This is a genomic window from Paraburkholderia aspalathi, from assembly GCF_905220735.1.
Classification (GTDB): Bacteria; Pseudomonadota; Gammaproteobacteria; order Burkholderiales; family Burkholderiaceae; genus Paraburkholderia; species Paraburkholderia aspalathi.
This window is the reverse complement of record NZ_CAJNBA010000001.1, coordinates 1,090,562-1,106,883: the sequence shown is the minus strand read 5'-3', so window position 1 is coordinate 1,106,883 and position 16,322 is coordinate 1,090,562. Positions and strand designations below refer to the sequence as shown.

Here is a 16,322-nt window from a genome sequence, read left to right as displayed (position 1 = left end):
GCGATGGGTGGCGTCGTTACATATTGATTTACGTGACGAGCCGGGATTCTTAGCATTCGGTTAGCAGCAACCGTCTACAACACATGGAGCGCGCAACATGAACCCCAAACTCCCGATCAAGGTCGCCGTCCTCGACGACTATCAGAACGTCGCGCTGAGCGTGGCGGACTGGTCGCCCCTTAAGGACCTGGCAGACGTGACGGTGTTCAACGATCACGTCGCTGATATCGGGAGCCTGATTCAACGCCTGCAACCATTCGACGTCGTATGCGTGATGCGGGAACGCACACCGCTGTCCCGCGTGGTTATCGAGAGCCTGCCGAACCTGAAGCTGATTGCTTCGACCGGCCCGGGGAATGTGTCGATCGATCAGGAGGCGGCTGCGGAACGCGGCATCGAAATTCGTCATACGGGCTATTCGTCCACGCCGACGATCGAGATGACGTGGGCGCTGATTCTCGCGATGGCCCGCAATATTCCGCTCGAGACTCAGTCAGTGCGTGAGGGAGGCTGGCAGCTTTCGCTAGGCGAGCAACTCGCGGGCAAGACGCTCGGCGTGCTTGGTCTTGGCCATATCGGTTCGGCTGTCGGCGTCATCGGGCGGGCATTCAGAATGAACGTCATCGCGTGGAGTGAGAACCTTACCGAGGAACGCGCTGCGGAGAAAGGCGTGCAGCGAGTCAGCAAGGATGTGCTGTTCTCCACTTCCGATTTCCTGTCGATTCACTTGCGGTTTAGCGAGCGAACCCGAGGTTTGGTCGGAGCGACAGAACTCGCGCAGATGAAATCCACGAGCCGGCTGATCAATACGTCGCGTGGAGCGATCGTCGACAATGCCGCCCTGCTTCGGGCACTCACGGCCGGTCAGATTGCCGGCGCGGCACTGGACGTGTACGAGGTCGAACCGCTCGAGAATCCGCACCCGCTGCGCGAATTGCCTAACGTGCTCGCGACGCCTCATATCGGCTATGTGTCGAAGGAGTTGTATCGCACCTTCTATGGCGATACGGTGCAGAACATCGTTAAGTGGCTTGAGGAAACCGGACGTTCTGCGTAAGGGTAGCGGTCACGACGGACGTGTGTCTGCCACGGTGTGCTCGTGCTCGTCCGCACGTGCAATATCGAGCGTCTCCTGGTGGAACGCCGCAAGCGACCCGCGGTGCGTGACACTGACAATCGCCGCTTTCGGCAATCGCTCGATCAACAGGCCATACAGATACGCTTCGTTCTCGGTATCGACCGCACTCGTTGCTTCGTCGAGAAACACATAGTCAGGCTCGTGCATCAGCACACGCGCGACTGCCAGCCGCTGTTGCTCGCCGGGAGAAAGAATGCTCCACCAGTGCTGAGATTCGTGCAATCGGTCGACGTAGCCCTCAAGCCGGCACAGACGTAGCGCCTCGCAACATTCCTCGTCGCTGAAATTGGTGGCAGCCGTGGGATAAGCGAGCCCAGTCTTCAAGGTGCCAACCGGCAGGTAGCTCTGCTGCGGGACAAACATCATGCGCGCATTCACAGGTGCATCGATCGAGCCGTTTCCGAACGGCCAGAGACCCGCCAGCGCGCGCAACAGCGTGCTTTTTCCCGAGCCGGAAGGTCCACGCACGAGCCAGCGCGAACCTGGCTTGACGGCAATGTCGCGCACACTCGCGAGCGTCTCGCCGTTGGGCAGCGCAAGCGTGAGCTTGTGCGTGGTGAGCTGGTTCTCGTCGACGTAGTGCAGATTGATGCCGCCATGCTCGGTGGCGGGCGACACCGACTCCTTCAGATGAGGTAGATGCATGACGCGTTTGAACTCGCGCAGACGGTTAACGGTTGCGCGCCATTGGACGAGCGTGTCGTAATTGTTGATGAACCACGAAAGCGAATCGCTAACCGAACTGAATGCGTCGCCGATTTGCATCAGTGTCCCGAAGCTCATCAACCCTGCGAAGTAACGCGGCGACGCTACGACGATCGGGAATATCTCGGCAATCTGAGCGTAGAAATTGAGCACGAAGCTATAGCGCCGCGTGTACTTCATCACGCGCCACCAGTTTTCGCGAATCCGGCCGAACAGGTCTTGGGCCGTCGACTCCTCGACACGCATCCCATCATAGAACGCAATCTGCTCGGCGTTTTCGCGCAGACGGATCAGGCCAAACCGAAAATCCGCTTCGACGCGCTGCATCTGGTAGTTGATCGACACCAGCGGATGACCGACCTTGTTGGTCAGGAGTGAGCCGACAATCGCATAGACAATGGCCGCCCACAGCATGTAGCCCGGAATCTGGATGGGCGTGCCGCCAATCTCGATTGCCAGCACGCCCGCCGTGCTCCATAGAACGGTCGAGAACCACACGAGTGTTTCGAGTGTCGAGAGCAGATCGAGCGTGAGCGAAAGTGTGGTGTTGGCGAATGATGCAAGATCGACGGCGACCCGCTGGTCAGGGTTGTCGGCGAGGCGGTCGCGCTCGATACGATAGAAGGTGCCGTCGCCCAGCCATTCCTGCAGATAGCGTGTGGTCAGCCACTGGCGCCATCGGAAGCCAAGCATCTGGCGCAGATAGCGGTTATAGACGGAGATCCCGACGAACGCGAACGCAAGCGCGCTGAAAAGCAGCATCAGCTGCGGGAATTCATGGACCTTCCTGCCTTCCAGTGCGTTGTAGAAATCACGGTTCCACGTATTCAAGCGAGCGTTGATGCCGACCAGAACCAGGTCCATGACGATGATCGTGATCAGCAAACCCCACGCGGTCTTGCGTTCCTCAGAGACCCAGTACGGTCTGATCAGGCTCCAGGCTGAGACACGGTCCGCTTGCCCGGACGCAGGGCCGGAAGATTGGTCGCTCATGAACACCCCTTAACGCGCAGTGAATACGGACCGAGTGCACGGGGGTGATTGTAGGGTGTGACCTATCCTGCCGTCGATGCGACTTTAATCTTCGCCAGTCATGGCTTCGATATGATCGATTTCGACATCCGTGACGAAGACCAGTACCCGGCGGGCGCTAGTGCGGGCCCGGTTCGCCGACAAGTCATGATTACTCGACGGAGCAATGATAAGTCCGGTGTTTATGCTGCTGGCCAAGGCACGGCGTGGCACGCCGCTTTCGAGCATGATTTGGCGACTGGAGTGTTCGGCGTCAGCTCCGTTTGGTTCGGTTGCGTTATATGGCCATAGGAACCGGACCGGGGTCCGGCAGCCACGATAACGCCCTCCTCTCAACCCTTGGCGAACTCGAGCACCACGCGCGATGGGACATCGCCGTGCGCGAGGCGATGGAACACGCTGTTGATCGCCGAGAGCGGCTGCAACTCGATATCGGCCTTGACCTTGCCGTCAGCGGCGAAGGCAAGCGCTTCGGCCATGTCCCGGCGATTGCCGACAAACGAGCCGCGAATCGTGATGCAGTTAGCCACGACGTCGAACAGGGGGGTCGGAAACTCGCCCGGCGGCAGCCCAACCAGCACACAGGTACCGCATTTGCGCGTCATGCCCACACCTTGCTTGAATGCGCCCAACGACGGCGCTGTAATCAGCACGCCATGCGCACCGCCCCCAGTAGCCTTTCTGACGGCAGCAACCGCATCGCCGTCCTTTGCGTTGACCATGGCATCGGCGCCAAGGCGTTTGGCATGCGCGAGCTTGCCGTCATCGATATCGACCGCGCACACATGCAAGCCCATCGCCTTGGCATACTGAATGCCAAGGTGTCCGAGGCCACCGACGCCAGAGACCACGACCCATTCACCCGGGCGTGCCTGGGTCTCCTTGATGCCTTTGTACGAGGTGATCCCGGCACAGATGAGGGGCGCCGCGTCGCGGGCCGCCAGATGGGCTGGGATATGGGCCACATAGTTCGGATCGGCGACGATGTATTCGGCGAACCCACCGTTCTTCGTATAACCGCCGAACTGCGCTTCGGCACATACGGGCTCGCGCGCCGCGAGGCAAAACTCGCAGTGTCCGCAAGCGGAGTAGAGCCACGGTACGCCGACCCGGTCGCCTTCCTTCACGGCCGTTACACCCGCACCAAGGGCGGCGACGATACCGATGCCTTCATGGCCCGGTATGAATGGCAACGTGGGCTTTAACGGCCAGTCCCCGCTCGCGGCATGCAAATCAGTGTGGCATACGCCGCACGCTTCGGTCTTCACCAGAATCTGGCCTGGACCGGGCTCGGGAATATCCAGTTCCTTTAGCACCAGTGGCTTGCCGAACTGTTCGACGACGGCAGCTTGCATTTTCGATGTCATGGCTTGTTCCTCGGTTGCGATGAATTCAGCGCGCTAGGCAACAGCGGGCAATCCAAGCCCTCTGACCGCTTCACTCATCTTGATGAGCACGGTCTGGGCGTCGCCATAGACCATGTTGCAGTTGTCTGCGTAAAAGAGTTCATTGACGATGCCGGCGTAGCCCTTGCCTTCCCCGCGCTTGATCACAAACACCTGCTTGGCGTGATCGGCGTTGAGAATCGGCATGCCGTAAATGGCCGACGATTTGTCGGTGCGCGCGGCCGGGTTGACCACGTCGTTGGCGCCGATCACCAGCGCAACATCCGTCGTGGCGAACTGGTCGTTGATGTCCTCGAGTTGGAAGATCACGTCGTAGGGCACGCCAGCCTCGGCCAGCAGCACGTCCATCTGGCCCGGCATGCGGCCAGCCACCGGGTGCACCGCAAACTTCACCGACACGCCGCCCGCCTGAAGCAGCTTGACGAATTCGTACAGCTTGCCTTGCCCCTGCGAGACCGCGAGACCGTATCCCGGGACGATAATCACCGAGGCCGCATAGCGCATCGCGATGCCGGCGTCGCCTGGCTGCGTCGGCTTCAGGCTGCCCTTGATCTTCCCCTGCTTGCGCGTGGCGACCTCACCAAAGTTGGTGAAGATCACATTGCTCACGGAACGGTTCATGGCCTTGGCCATCAGCAGCGTCAGCAACATGCCGGCTGCACCGACCACCATGCCGGCGATCATCAGTGCGGGGTTCTGCAACACGTAGCCTTCAATGCCGACCGCGAGGCCGGTAAAGGCATTAAAGATCGAAATCACCACCGGCATATCGGCGCCACCGATCGGCAGCGTCATCAGGATGCCGAGCGCCAGCGCACAACCGAAGAACAGATAGATCCAGGTCGGTATCGTCAATATCAGCGCAGCGTTATCCGCGCTTGCGACGACGATGTAGCCGCCAACCACGAAGGTAGCCAGCAGCACCAGTCCATTGAACACCTGCTGCCCTTTCACTCGTACGGGCCTATTGATGACCCCATCGAGCTTGGCCCAGGCGATCAGCGAACCCGACAGCGACACCGCGCCGATCAGCGCGCCCAGCAAGGTCATGATGAGCGCGGTCGCGCCCTGCGCCTTGTTGCCGAACAGTTCCACCGCGGCAATCGCACCGGCCGCTCCGCCACCCATGCCGTTGTAAATCGCCACCATCTGCGGCATGGCGGTCATCGCCACCTTGCGGCCGCCCCACCAGGCCAACCCGCCGCCCAGCGCCAAAGCAACGACGGCAAGCCCCAGGTTGACCGGCAGGTTGGGCCGGGCCGCCGCGCCGACGTCGAAGGCGTACAGGAAGCTCGCGAGCACGGCCACGGCCATGCCGATACCAGCGACGAAAATGCCCGAAGGCGCCGTAACAGGCGACGACATTCGGTGCAGGCCGTAGAGAAAGAGAAAAGCAGCGGCGAGATCGACCACGCCGATGCCGAGTTGGGGGATCAGGGTCAACATGGCGGCGTCCTCAATGCTTCTTTGCGTGGATGGACTTCACGGTGCCGGACTTGCTGTGCGCACCGTGCGTGCCGTGCGCCGCGGGATGAACGGTGGTCTTGAACATGGCGAGCATGCGATCGGTGACGGCATAACCCCCTGCGGCATTGCCCGCGCCGAGCAACACAGCCACGAAGCCGATGACTTGCTCCTGGACCGTACTCGCGTTCAGGAGCGCATAGATGCCGCCCACCACGACAATGCCGTGTACGAAATTCGAGCCCGACATCAACGGGGTATGCAGAATGGCCGGCACGTGTCCGATGATCACCCAGCCAGCGAAAGCGGCCAGCATGAAGATGTAAATCGCGACGAAGCCGGAAATGCTGATCTGGAAGTCCATCACTTGGTCCTTGGTCAGAGCGTGTTTGTGCCGGTGTTGATACAGGCGCTGATACCCGCGCTCATGCCGGCGTAACAGGTTCGGCTTTCGCGGGGGGCTTCTTCGCGGCGGCAACAGGCTTGGCCGCCGCGTCGCTCGCCTCAGCCTTGTTCTCGCCCGCGTGGGTGAGCACCGTTTTGGCGAGCACTTCGTCGCTCCAGTCGATCTCGATGACGTTGTTTTTCATGATCAACGCGAGCAGGTTGTACTGATTCTTCGCGTACAGTTCGCTCGCGTCCTCGCCGAGCAGCGAGGGCACATTCAGCGGCGCGACGATCGTCACGTTGCCGATCCGCGTGGTCTCGCCAGGCCGCGTGTCTTCGCAGTTGCCGCCGCCCTCCGCCGACAGATCGACGATCACCGAGCCCGCTTTCATGCCGGCCACCTGTGCGTGGCTGATGAGCTTGGGCGAGGCCTTACCGGGAATCGCGGCGGTTGTGATGATCAGATCGGCGCTCTGAATGTGCTTCGTCAGCACGTCCGCGACCCGGGTCTTCTCCTCGGCACTCAGCTCACGGGCATAGCCGCCTTTACCACGCGCATCGATACCGGTATCGACGAAGGTGGCGCCCAGCGAGAGCGCCTGCTCCTGTGTTTCCGGCCGCACGTCATAGCCCTCGACGACGGCCCCAAGGCGGTGCGCCGTCGCGATCGCCTCCAGCCCTGCCACACCGAGCCCCATCACCAGAACGTGAGCCGGTCCGATCGAACCTGCCGCACTGGTAATCTTGGGCACCACGCGAGCGAGATGGGTAGAGCCGAGTTGCACCGCGTAGTAGCCTGCAAGCGCGGACTGGCTCGATAACGCGTCCATGGACTGGGCACGCGTAATGCGTGGCACCCGCTCCATTGCGAAGCAGGTGATCTTCTTGTCGAGCAGACGCTTCACCAGCGCGGGCTCGTTGTGCGCATAGATGAACGAAACGAGGATCGCGCCCTCCTTCATCGCGTTGACCACCTCGAGCGCGGGAGGCTGAACGGCAAGCACGACATCGGCGTCTTTCACCAGCGCCGTGCGATCCGCTATAAAGGCGACGTTCTCGAACGCGGCGTCATCCAGATGAATCGCCGCGCCCGCCCCCGGCTGCATATGCAGCCGGGCACCCAGTTTGACCAGTTTCTGGACCACGGACGGCACGAGCGCCACACGGCGTTCATGGGCCCGGGTCTCCGTCAGAACGGCAACGTTGACATACATGGCGGGCTTTCCTTGTGGAGATCAGGCCGGTGCATCGAGGCGGGCGGTACGGACCAGCTTCGTATTGACGAACTCCTGGATGCCCATGTTGCCGAGCTCACGGCCGTAGCCGGAATCCTTGATGCCGCCAAACGGCAGTTCCGCATCGGACCAGTCGATGTTGTTGATGAACATCATCCCGGTCTCGACCCCGCTCGCCACGCGCTTGCCGCGCGCTTCGTCTTTCGTGAAGACCGAACCACCGAGGCCGAAGTCCGAATCGTTGGCTAGCGCGATGGCCGCGGCTTCGTCCTTGACGCGGAAGAACGACACCACCGGACCGAAGAATTCGTCGCGGAAAGCCGGATTGTCCGGTTTGATATCCGTGAGGATCGTCGTTTCCATGAACGAGCCGGGTCGGTCGATGCGTTTTCCGCCCATCACGAGCGTGGCGCCATGTGCTACAGCATCGTCGACCTGCTTGAGCAGTTGAACCAGCGCCGCCTCGGTGGACAAGGGGCCGTGCGTGGTCTTCTCGTCCATCGGATCGCCTGCCTTCAATTCGGAGAGCGCGGTCTTGAACTTCGCAAGAAATTTGTCGGCAATCGAATCGAGAACGATGAATCGCTTCGCCGCGCAGCAGGTCTGGCCGGCGTTATACATGCGCCCCCATACTGCCCACGGAACGGTCTTTTCCAGGTCGGCGTCGTCGAGCACGATGAACGCATCGCTGCCACCCAGCTCCATCGAAGTCTTCTTGAGGTTCTGCCCCGCTCGCGCCGCAATACTTCTGCCTGCCTCGACGCTGCCCGTCAATGCCACGCCCTTGATGCGCGGGTCGTCGATGATTCGCTCGGACTGCTCGTGCGAGATCAACAGATTGGTGTAGGCGCCCTTAGGTGCGCCGGCGTCGAGCAGGAGTTTCTCGAAGGCAATCGCGCATTGCGGTACGCAGCCTGCATGCTTGACCACCAGTACGTTACCCGCCATCAGTTGCGGGCCCGCGACGCGTGCAAGTTGGTAGTACGGGAAATTCCACGGCTCCACGCAGAAGAGCACACCGAATGGACTATTTTCCATATGCGCCTCACCGACTTTCGGATTCAGTTTGGTCGGTGCCAGGAAAGTTTTCGCGTGCTCGGCGTAATAAGCAAGAATGTCGGCGCTGAACCTGACTTCGCCACGCGCTTCGTCGATGCGCTTGCCCATTTCAAGGGTCGCCAGTTTGGCAAATTCATCGACGTTCTTACGCATCAGTGTTGCGGCCTTATCCACGATTTCGGCACGTTGGGCGTAGGTCGTGTGCTTCCACGTCTGGAAACAGGTCTCGGCGGCAGCGATCGACTTTTCGAGTTGCTCGTCGGTCAGTTTTTCGAAGCTCTTCAGGACCTTGCCGGTGTTAGGGTTGACACTTTGATAAGCCATGATTTGTGTTCTCTCTAAATGGAGGTTGGCTTGAGTCCCCGGAGCGGAACGTCAAGCAGGTGTCGAACACCAGTACGTCTTGTGTTCGACATCCTAAATATTAGTTTTCGAATGATCCCAATTCGGACGCCACTTGCGTGCCTGACCTCAGGCGCCTTGCTTCTTCATCGCGGCCTTCGACTCTTTCACGTCCTGCTCAGTCCTTGGACCAAAATCACGCAAAATGATCTGTCTTGCCGCGCCATTGCATAGCAGCGACTGCCTCCGCCATGAGCGCGGCGGAAAGAAATAGTGTTTTCGGATTGTGAGCATGATGGCCACTCCTTGCTGGAGGGGGCGGCCCGGGCGAGCGATTGAAGAAAATCATACTGCGCGAGGGTGTTTCGAGCGCCTTTGGATGAAAGACACAAGGCACGTGTAACCACGGTGCGCTTAACCTCGGTGGAGGTCGGTACGGTGCCGTACAAGTGCGGACCCGGCCCCAATGAGCACGAAAAGAAGTCTCGATGTCCGTCGCGGCACCGTTCAGGACGGTTCGCCTGCTCCAGACCCTCCGGGTGCTGTTGCCGGCGCAGTGAGGTCTTCGTCTGAGTGCCGGTATGCCGTCCCCTTGCCGCCCGGCAGCCCGCTTGATTCGGCGATTTCAACCCGCAGACTGCCTTGATTGTTCCAATACGCCCAGGTGGCGTCGTTGGCGAAGCAATACAGGTAACCCGAGTAAGGCGCCTTGATCTCCATCTCTCTGCCGATTCTGAAGTAGAAGGGTTGAGGTGACACGCCTGCTTCGCTCGGTTCCCCTGGGTATGAGATCGCACCGCAGAGCTCGAACCAGTTCGCTCCCCTGACCCGCTTGGACCATGCAAACAGGCGCTGCATCCAGTTACCAGGCGTGCCCTCCGCACCCGATACGCTGTCCCCATCCAGCCACGTTTGACCTTCAAGCACCTTGAACCGGTAGCTCACCCCCTCCTTCATGAAAATACCGGTCCAGTTCCACAACGTGCTGGCGAAGACCCGCACCTGGACCCCCTTCCCTGGATCGATGTTCGGTCGATAGGGAGCCTGAAAGATTGGCGGACTGGCCTGCCGTGCCAATGCCAGGTCCGATATCGATTCGGAGCATATGCGTGAATCCTTCGCCAGATAGGGAAAGGACCGGGGACGAAATCCGATCCTCCTGTAAAAGCCTGTGAGCGAGTTGTGCAGGACGCCATGTATCGCGGACGGAGACAGCTGGCCCGCATCCGCTATTTGGTCCAACATTTTCGGTTCAAACACCGCACCGCATTGCGCGGCCTCGGCAATCATCCATTTGAGCGTGGCATCAGAAAGCCCGGTCTCCTTGTAGCCGCCCCCAACGTCCGCGTGCACGCCAGGGAACCACACTTGCGTCACGCGTGCCGGGTCGCAACCATCGGCATCTGTCCACAACGTTGGAAAGAAAGTGTTCCGCTGCTCATCAATGGCAAGGGCTTGTACCGCGCGTTCAACTTCTGGCGAAAGCCTCGTGTCATGGAATTCGAGGCGCTGTCTCCCTAAGCCGAATAAGTTCGCAATTTCAGGAATACCGAGAGCGCCCACCGTCTCCCACACGCCCAGGAAGCGAATGGGAGGCGGTTTGCCATTCTCGATGCAGAACCGTTCCTGCAGGCTGATGTTTTCCGGTGTTGCTGGATCGAGCCGGTACAGGTTCCATGCCTGCTTGACTAGCGCCCAGCTTGCCTCGCCAGGAAGTCCACAACGATGAAGCATGCCCACCAGACTTCGCGCCGTGAACGCACCACGCGAAAAGCCAATGATGAAGATTTCAGAACCCTCCTCGTAGTGGTCGGACAGCCACTTGTACGCAGTTCGAATGTCTCGCGAGAGACCCAATCCCAACGCACCGTCTACGAGGCGACGAACCCGGCCTTCGTTAGCGCCAATGCCGACGTGGTAGTAGCGGAGTTGCTCGACGCCATCTTCACCGTGTTCACTCAACGCGTTGAAAAAGCGAACGACATTGGTCGGAACGGGCACCCCCTGAAACTCGTCGCTATCCGAGTTCCATGTGCCGTCGCAGCAAACGAAAAGTCTCTTCATGTTTGCGGGTTCTACCTTATAGGTTCTACCTCATATTTCGACGCGCGAGCCCAGCTCGATCACCCGGTTTGAGCTCAGTTTGAAATAAGCGGCGGGGTTGCCGATATTGTGCGCCATCACGCTGAACAATCGTTCGCGCCACACTGGCATGCCCTTGCCTCCGGTCGCCACCACAGTGGCATGACTGAGGAAGTAGGAGACCTTCGCCGGATCGACCACCAAACCCTTCGGCTCGCAGTCGCGCAGCGCTTGCGGAAGGCTGGCCACGTCCTTGAAGCCGTATGTCACCAGGATGCTGTGGCAATTGTGGCCCAGCGGCGTGATCGCCACGCGCTGCTCGCGCGGTACATAGGGCACATCCAGGTTGGTCACGTGCACGAACAGCACACGCTCGTGCAGCACGTGGTTATGCGCCAGGTTGTTGACCAGCGCGTGCGGCACGGTGCTGGGGTCGATGGTCAGGAACGCCGCCGTGCCGGGCACGCGGATCGTTTCCTGCGCGAACAGGCTGTCGAGGTACCTGGCCAGCGGCAGCGCGCCGGCATGGATGCTGGCCTCTTCGATCATCAGCGCACGGCCGCGGTGCCAGGTGGACATCACGGTGAACATGATGGCGCCCAAGAGCAGCGGGAACCATCCGCCATCCACGAACTTGAGCAGGTTCGCCGAGAAGAACGCCAGATCGATGACGAAGAAGAACCCGGTGGCCAGCACGCACAGCAACCAGTTGTAGTGCCAGGCGTAGCGCACCACGTAGAACGTGAGGAAGGTGGTGATCATCATCGTGCCCGTTACCGCTATACCGTAGGCCGAACCCAGCGCCGTAGAGGAACCGAAGCCCAGCACCGCCCCCACCACCGCGATCAGCAGCAGCCAGTTGATGGCAGGCACATAGATCTGGCCGACCTCGCGTTCGGAGGTGTAGACGATGCCCATGCGCGGCATGAAGCCGAGTTGCATGGCCTGCTTGGTCATGGAAAACGCGCCACTGATCACTGCCTGCGACGCGATCACAGTCGCCACCGTGGCCAGCACCACCATCGGGAACAACGCCACCGACGGGAAGAGGTGGAAGAAGGGGTTATCCACGGCCTTGGGATCCGACAATAGCAGCGCGCCCTGGCCCAGGTAGTTGAGCGCCAGCGCGGGTAGCACGAGTGCGAACCACGACAGGCGGATCGGCGGCGCGCCGAAGTGGCCCATGTCGGCATACAGCGCCTCGGCGCCGGTCAGCGCCAGCACCACCGCGCCGAGCGAGACGAAAGCCCGCCAGCCGTTGCGCATCAGGAATTCGAGGCCCACGAACGGGTTGAAAGCGTTCAGGATGGCCGGCGCGCGGCCGATACTGAGCAGCCCTGACACCGCAATCACGCCGAACCAGAGCACCATCACCGGCCCGAACACCGCGCCGATGCCGGCCGTGCCGCGCCGCTGCACGAGGAACAAGGCGATCAGCACGACGAGTGCGATCGACACCACGAAGGGCTTGAGCTGCGGTTCCGCCACTTCCAGTCCTTCCACCGCGCTGAGCACTGAGATGGCCGGCGTGATGACGCCGTCGCCATAGAACAGCGCCGCGCCGAACACACCGGCGAGTAGCAGCCCGTTGCGCAGGCGGGGCCGGTCCATTACAGAACTGGAAGCCAGCGCCAGCAGCGCCATGATGCCGCCCTCACCGTGGTTGTGGGCGCGCATGATCAGCGTCACGTACTTCAGCGTCACCACAATGATCAGCGACCAGATGATGAGCGACACCACGCCCAGCACATTGAAGCGATCGAGCACCAGCCCGTGACCCGAGTCGAATACCGTGCTCATGGTGTAGAGCGGACTGGTGCCGATGTCGCCGAACACGATGCCGATGGCGGCCAGCGCCAGCTTGGGCATCGACCCGTGGTGGGTTTCCTCGACGTGGCCGGCAGGGGCGCCCGGTTGTTGGCCTGAAGACGATTCCATGAATGGCTCCTTCTCAGTGGGTGGGGCCCCCGGCCAACGAACGGTGCGCCGGCGCTCAAGCGCCTGGCGGCCCGTCTGGTCACGCTGATTTTGCTGCAATGGACTGATCAGCGGACGGCCTGTCGGTGACAGCCTACAGAAGAAAGGGCGCGGTTCAAAGCCAGGCATCTCCTTAGGATCACCCAGCAGAACCGGTTCGCCTCAGTTGGTCTCCAGGTCTTCATCCATGATGAGCAGAAAGAGTGTCGCTTGAGAGGAGATGTTCAGCTTCCTGTAAAGATTGCGTCGGTGAACTTTGGCGGTAGCGGGTGACACGCCGAGCAGCCTTGCCATATTCTTGGTCGAATGACCGGCAAGAATCATCAGCGCGATTTCAATTTCGCGGTTGGTCAACGATGTGTTGGAGCGCTTGCGCAACGCCTGTTCGAAGTGAAGGCGTCGATCACCTCCGGCGGGTGAACTTACCGGCGGCGGGAGCACGGCTGTTTGTGCTACCAAGGCGTGGCACATCAACGGAAGCAACCATGCGCCGTAAAGACAGAGGGTTCCGATTTCAGTCGAGCTAAAGCGGCGTTCACTGCCCATCGATACGGACAGCGTTCCGCCCGCAGGCAGCGGGGCCAGCAACTGCACCTCATCTTCCAGCACGTTGACCGAAAAATAGCGGCGAAAATATTCGGTTTCCCGGAAGTGATCGGGCGCGACTTCGTCCAGACAATACACACCCGGACTGATCTCGCCCAGGCTGAATTGATAGAAAGGGTCCAGCAAATAGACGCTGTTCAAATACCCCTTGAACAGTTCGTCGTTCGGCGTGCGCGACTGGATCTCCGCAATCAACTGGGGTTTCCCGTTGGGCCAGAAGATCACCACCACCCAGTTGTCAAAGTGGACCACTTTGCGCAACAGGTCGATCAGCGCATGCCAGAACTGTTTGTCGTCGAGCTTCTCGACCAGACGTCCAAGCCGCTGATGAAAGGCAACGTCCGATACATCAAGCTGCATGTCAGTTTCCCCCACTACCCCTTAAAGGGTAGGTCGTCCCATCGTTCTAGCCCTTCGGCCTGATTTTCACGCGTCGTTCCCCACCCTACCATCTCTGTACCCCGTCGCATGCGCGTCGGCAGGCTTGCTCGCAGCGAGCAATACAGGAGAAAAGTATGGGTATCAGAGACATCGGTGTTCGAGTTGGCCACGGCACGCCCGGTCCGTTTAACAGCATCACCGACGTGCAAGGCGTAAGAGTCGGTCATCGTACCCTGGTCGAAAACCGCGCAGAAGCTTCGATTCGAACCGGCGTGACGATCATCGAACCGCGCGCCGGCATGGCACGGCTCGACCCATGTTTTGCTGGCTGTCACGTGCTCAACGGAAACGGCGATGCCACCGGCCTGGAATGGATACGCGAATCAGGATTGCTCACTACGCCTATCGCCTACACCAACACGCACAGCGTCGGCGTGGTTCGCGATGCTCTGGTCGCCGCCGAACGCGCGTGGGTCGACAATAGCCAGTACTGGTGCATGCCGGTGGTGCTGGAAACGTTTGATGGAGTGCTGAACGACATCTGGGGGCAGCATGTCACCGCCGCGCACGTTCACGAAGCGCAGGCCGACGCTCGCAGTGGACCGGTGGCCGAGGGCTCGGTTGGCGGTGGTACCGGCATGATTTGTCATGAGTTCAAAGGCGGCATTGGAACAGCCTCACGCAGGCTCGCGGCAGCGGACGGTGGTTGGACCGTCGGCGCGCTAGTCCAGGCGAACTACGGCCGTCGCGACGCGCTGCGCGTGGCCGGTTATCCGGTGGGCGAAGTGCTGCGAGGTCTGCCGTCGCCATTCGACCGACGTCGTGCGGGTGTCCCCGGAATGGGATCGATCGTGGTGACGCTTGCGACCGACGCGCCGCTTCTTCCGCATCAGTGCGAGCAGATTGCACGGCGCGCGAGCATTGGATTAGCCCGCGTGGGCGGTGGCACCGAATACTCCAGTGGCGACATCTTCATTGCCTTCTCGGTGGGTAACCGCGGCATACCGCCGGCGGATTACGGCAAGGCGATCGAGCCTGTCATCAGCGTGCGCTGCGTCATTCACGATTTCATTTCTCCGCTATTCGTCGCGGCTGCGGAAGCGGTCGAAGAAGCCATTCTCAACGCCCTCGTTGCTGCCGAAGATATGGACGGCCAAGGCGTTCATGTCCACGCGCTCGGCGCCGCCCGTCTGCTGAAAGCACTGGAACAAGTTGGTTGGCGCCGCGACCGCCCGATTGCTGACTGACGCTTCTTCCCCTTCGCACGAGTTCCTTCATTAACACGGAAATGCCGCTATGACACCCCGCCATCTCATCACTGTCGTCACGGGACTCCTCGCAGTTGCGGGGACACTGGTTGCGACCGCAAATCATGCTCAAGCCGAAGAGCTGAATGTCTACAACTGGTCGGACAATATCGCCGACGACACCGTCTCTGGCTTCGAAAAGGAAACCGGCATTCACACGCGATACGACGTGTATGACGGCGACGACACCTTGCAGGCAAAGTTGCTAAGCGGTTCATCGGGCTATGACGTTGTCGTGCCGTCATCCAGTTATGCCGGCAAGCAGATTGAAGCAGGTGTCTATCGGAAGCTCGACAAGAGCAAGATTCCAAACCTGGCCAATCTGGATCCCGTGCTCATGAAGGTGCTTGCGTCAGCCGATCCAGGCAATCAATACACCGTGCCATGGTCATGGGGAACAGATGGCATCGGTTACAACGTCACGAAAGTGACGCAGATATTAGGCAAGGACGCACCGTACGATAGTTGGGACCTGCTGTTCGATCCGCAATACGTCTCGAAGCTGAAAAGCTGCGGCGTTTCCGTGCTCGACTCCGCGGAGGACGCATTCTCGGTTGGGTTGATCTACCTGCATAAGGACCCCAACAGTAAGAACCCCGCCGATTATCAGGACGTGTTCAAGCTGCTCAAAACGATTCGCCCGTACATCACCCAGTTCAATTCTTCCGGCTACATCAACGATCTCGCCAACAACGATGTCTGCATCGCGCTAGCGTGGTCGGGCGACGTCGGAATCGCGAAGCGGCGTGCAGAAGAGGCCCATCGCTCGTACGAGATTCGCTACGTCATTCCTAAGGGCGATGGAGTGTTGTGGTTCGATCTGATGGGCGTTCCCAAAGATGCGCCACACCCGGAAGCTGCAATGCAATGGATCAATTACATCCTTCAGCCGAAGGTGAGCGCGGCGATCACCAATCAGGTTTTCTATCCGAACGCTAATGCTTCGGCCCGCGCCTATGTGAAGCCGGCGATTCTCGAGAACGAAGCGGTTTATCCTCGCGGTGAAAAGATGAAATCGCTCACGCTGTCATTGCCTTTGCCGGCCGATATCCTGCGCCTTGAAAACAGGCTGTGGACACAGCTTAAGGCCGGGCGCTGAGGTTGAGGGCGGCGACGTATTGCATCAGCGTTGGATTGACCGGCCGGCATCGGGATCATCCTGTTAGTTCTTTTCATAGGATGACGTCACCACTTCAACAGA

Annotated in this window: 12 protein-coding genes; 3 read left to right on the top strand and 9 right to left on the bottom strand. The window is 60.2% G+C overall.

Annotated elements, in window-relative coordinates:
* Window positions 1–97: 97 nt before the first annotated feature.
* Complete coding sequence (locus KHO30_RS04905; protein ID WP_211700207.1) at window positions 98–1,057, top strand: D-2-hydroxyacid dehydrogenase family protein; 960 nt, start codon at window positions 98–100, stop codon at window positions 1,055–1,057.
* Window positions 1,058–1,066: 9 nt separating this feature from the next.
* On the opposite strand, the gene KHO30_RS04900 is transcribed toward KHO30_RS04905, so the two are convergent.
* From KHO30_RS04900 to KHO30_RS04860, 9 genes are all read right to left on the bottom strand, one after another.
* Window positions 1,067–2,836: an ABC transporter ATP-binding protein/permease gene (locus tag KHO30_RS04900; protein WP_211700206.1), complete on the bottom strand. Its 1,770-nt coding sequence runs from the start codon at window positions 2,834–2,836 to the stop codon at window positions 1,067–1,069.
* A 371-nt stretch (window positions 2,837–3,207) separates the two neighbouring features.
* Complete coding sequence (locus tag KHO30_RS04895) at window positions 3,208–4,242, bottom strand: zinc-dependent alcohol dehydrogenase (RefSeq protein ID WP_200620960.1); 1,035 nt, start codon at window positions 4,240–4,242, stop codon at window positions 3,208–3,210.
* Between the two features lie 33 nt (window positions 4,243–4,275).
* Window positions 4,276–5,727: an NAD(P)(+) transhydrogenase (Re/Si-specific) subunit beta gene (locus KHO30_RS04890; protein ID WP_211700205.1), complete on the bottom strand. Its 1,452-nt coding sequence runs from the start codon at window positions 5,725–5,727 to the stop codon at window positions 4,276–4,278.
* A gap of 10 nt (window positions 5,728–5,737) precedes the next feature.
* On the bottom strand, window positions 5,738–6,109 hold the full coding sequence (locus KHO30_RS04885; RefSeq protein ID WP_200620958.1) for an NAD(P) transhydrogenase subunit alpha part 2: 372 nt from the start codon (window positions 6,107–6,109) through the stop codon (window positions 5,738–5,740).
* A 61-nt stretch (window positions 6,110–6,170) separates the two neighbouring features.
* A complete protein-coding gene (locus KHO30_RS04880) occupies window positions 6,171–7,346 on the bottom strand; it encodes an NAD(P) transhydrogenase subunit alpha (protein WP_244863946.1) in 1,176 nt (391 codons plus the stop codon).
* Between the two features lie 21 nt (window positions 7,347–7,367).
* On the bottom strand, window positions 7,368–8,750 hold the full coding sequence (locus tag KHO30_RS04875; RefSeq protein WP_154559352.1) for an NAD-dependent succinate-semialdehyde dehydrogenase: 1,383 nt from the start codon (window positions 8,748–8,750) through the stop codon (window positions 7,368–7,370).
* 525 nt (window positions 8,751–9,275) lie between these two features.
* Window positions 9,276–10,832, bottom strand: a complete 1,557-nt coding sequence (locus KHO30_RS04870) for a DUF2235 domain-containing protein (RefSeq protein WP_211700204.1) — start codon at window positions 10,830–10,832, stop codon at window positions 9,276–9,278.
* 30 nt (window positions 10,833–10,862) lie between these two features.
* Window positions 10,863–12,788, bottom strand: a complete 1,926-nt coding sequence (locus KHO30_RS04865) for a potassium transporter Kup (RefSeq protein ID WP_425312877.1) — start codon at window positions 12,786–12,788, stop codon at window positions 10,863–10,865.
* 201 nt (window positions 12,789–12,989) lie between these two features.
* Complete coding sequence (locus KHO30_RS04860; RefSeq protein WP_211700203.1) at window positions 12,990–13,793, bottom strand: helix-turn-helix transcriptional regulator; 804 nt, start codon at window positions 13,791–13,793, stop codon at window positions 12,990–12,992.
* Window positions 13,794–13,948: 155 nt separating this feature from the next.
* On the opposite strand from KHO30_RS04860, the gene KHO30_RS04855 reads away from it, so the two are divergent.
* Both KHO30_RS04855 and KHO30_RS04850 read left to right on the top strand, forming a co-directional pair.
* Window positions 13,949–15,061, top strand: a complete 1,113-nt coding sequence (locus KHO30_RS04855) for a DmpA family aminopeptidase (protein ID WP_211700202.1) — start codon at window positions 13,949–13,951, stop codon at window positions 15,059–15,061.
* 49 nt (window positions 15,062–15,110) lie between these two features.
* Window positions 15,111–16,220, top strand: a complete 1,110-nt coding sequence (locus KHO30_RS04850; RefSeq protein ID WP_211700201.1) for a polyamine ABC transporter substrate-binding protein — start codon at window positions 15,111–15,113, stop codon at window positions 16,218–16,220.
* The last annotated feature ends 102 nt before the right edge of the window (window positions 16,221–16,322 follow it).

What these genes read in the sequence shown, in the direction of transcription:
- KHO30_RS04855 (WP_211700202.1), top strand. Translation starts at nt 13,949, where the DNA reads ATGGGTATCAGAGACATCGGTGTTCGAGTTGGCCACGGCACGCCCGGT.
- KHO30_RS04880 (WP_244863946.1), bottom strand. Translation starts at nt 7,346, where the DNA reads ATGTATGTCAACGTTGCCGTTCTGACGGAGACCCGGGCCCATGAACGC.
- KHO30_RS04905 (WP_211700207.1), top strand. Translation starts at nt 98, where the DNA reads ATGAACCCCAAACTCCCGATCAAGGTCGCCGTCCTCGACGACTATCAG.
- KHO30_RS04890 (WP_211700205.1), bottom strand. Translation starts at nt 5,727, where the DNA reads ATGTTGACCCTGATCCCCCAACTCGGCATCGGCGTGGTCGATCTCGCC.
- KHO30_RS04870 (WP_211700204.1), bottom strand. Translation starts at nt 10,832, where the DNA reads ATGAAGAGACTTTTCGTTTGCTGCGACGGCACATGGAACTCGGATAGC.
- KHO30_RS04865 (WP_425312877.1), bottom strand. Translation starts at nt 12,788, where the DNA reads ATGGAATCGTCTTCAGGCCAACAACCGGGCGCCCCTGCCGGCCACGTC.
- KHO30_RS04850 (WP_211700201.1), top strand. Translation starts at nt 15,111, where the DNA reads ATGACACCCCGCCATCTCATCACTGTCGTCACGGGACTCCTCGCAGTT.
- KHO30_RS04900 (WP_211700206.1), bottom strand. Translation starts at nt 2,836, where the DNA reads ATGAGCGACCAATCTTCCGGCCCTGCGTCCGGGCAAGCGGACCGTGTC.
- KHO30_RS04895 (WP_200620960.1), bottom strand. Translation starts at nt 4,242, where the DNA reads ATGACATCGAAAATGCAAGCTGCCGTCGTCGAACAGTTCGGCAAGCCA.
- KHO30_RS04875 (WP_154559352.1), bottom strand. Translation starts at nt 8,750, where the DNA reads ATGGCTTATCAAAGTGTCAACCCTAACACCGGCAAGGTCCTGAAGAGC.
- KHO30_RS04860 (WP_211700203.1), bottom strand. Translation starts at nt 13,793, where the DNA reads ATGCAGCTTGATGTATCGGACGTTGCCTTTCATCAGCGGCTTGGACGT.
- KHO30_RS04885 (WP_200620958.1), bottom strand. Translation starts at nt 6,109, where the DNA reads ATGGACTTCCAGATCAGCATTTCCGGCTTCGTCGCGATTTACATCTTC.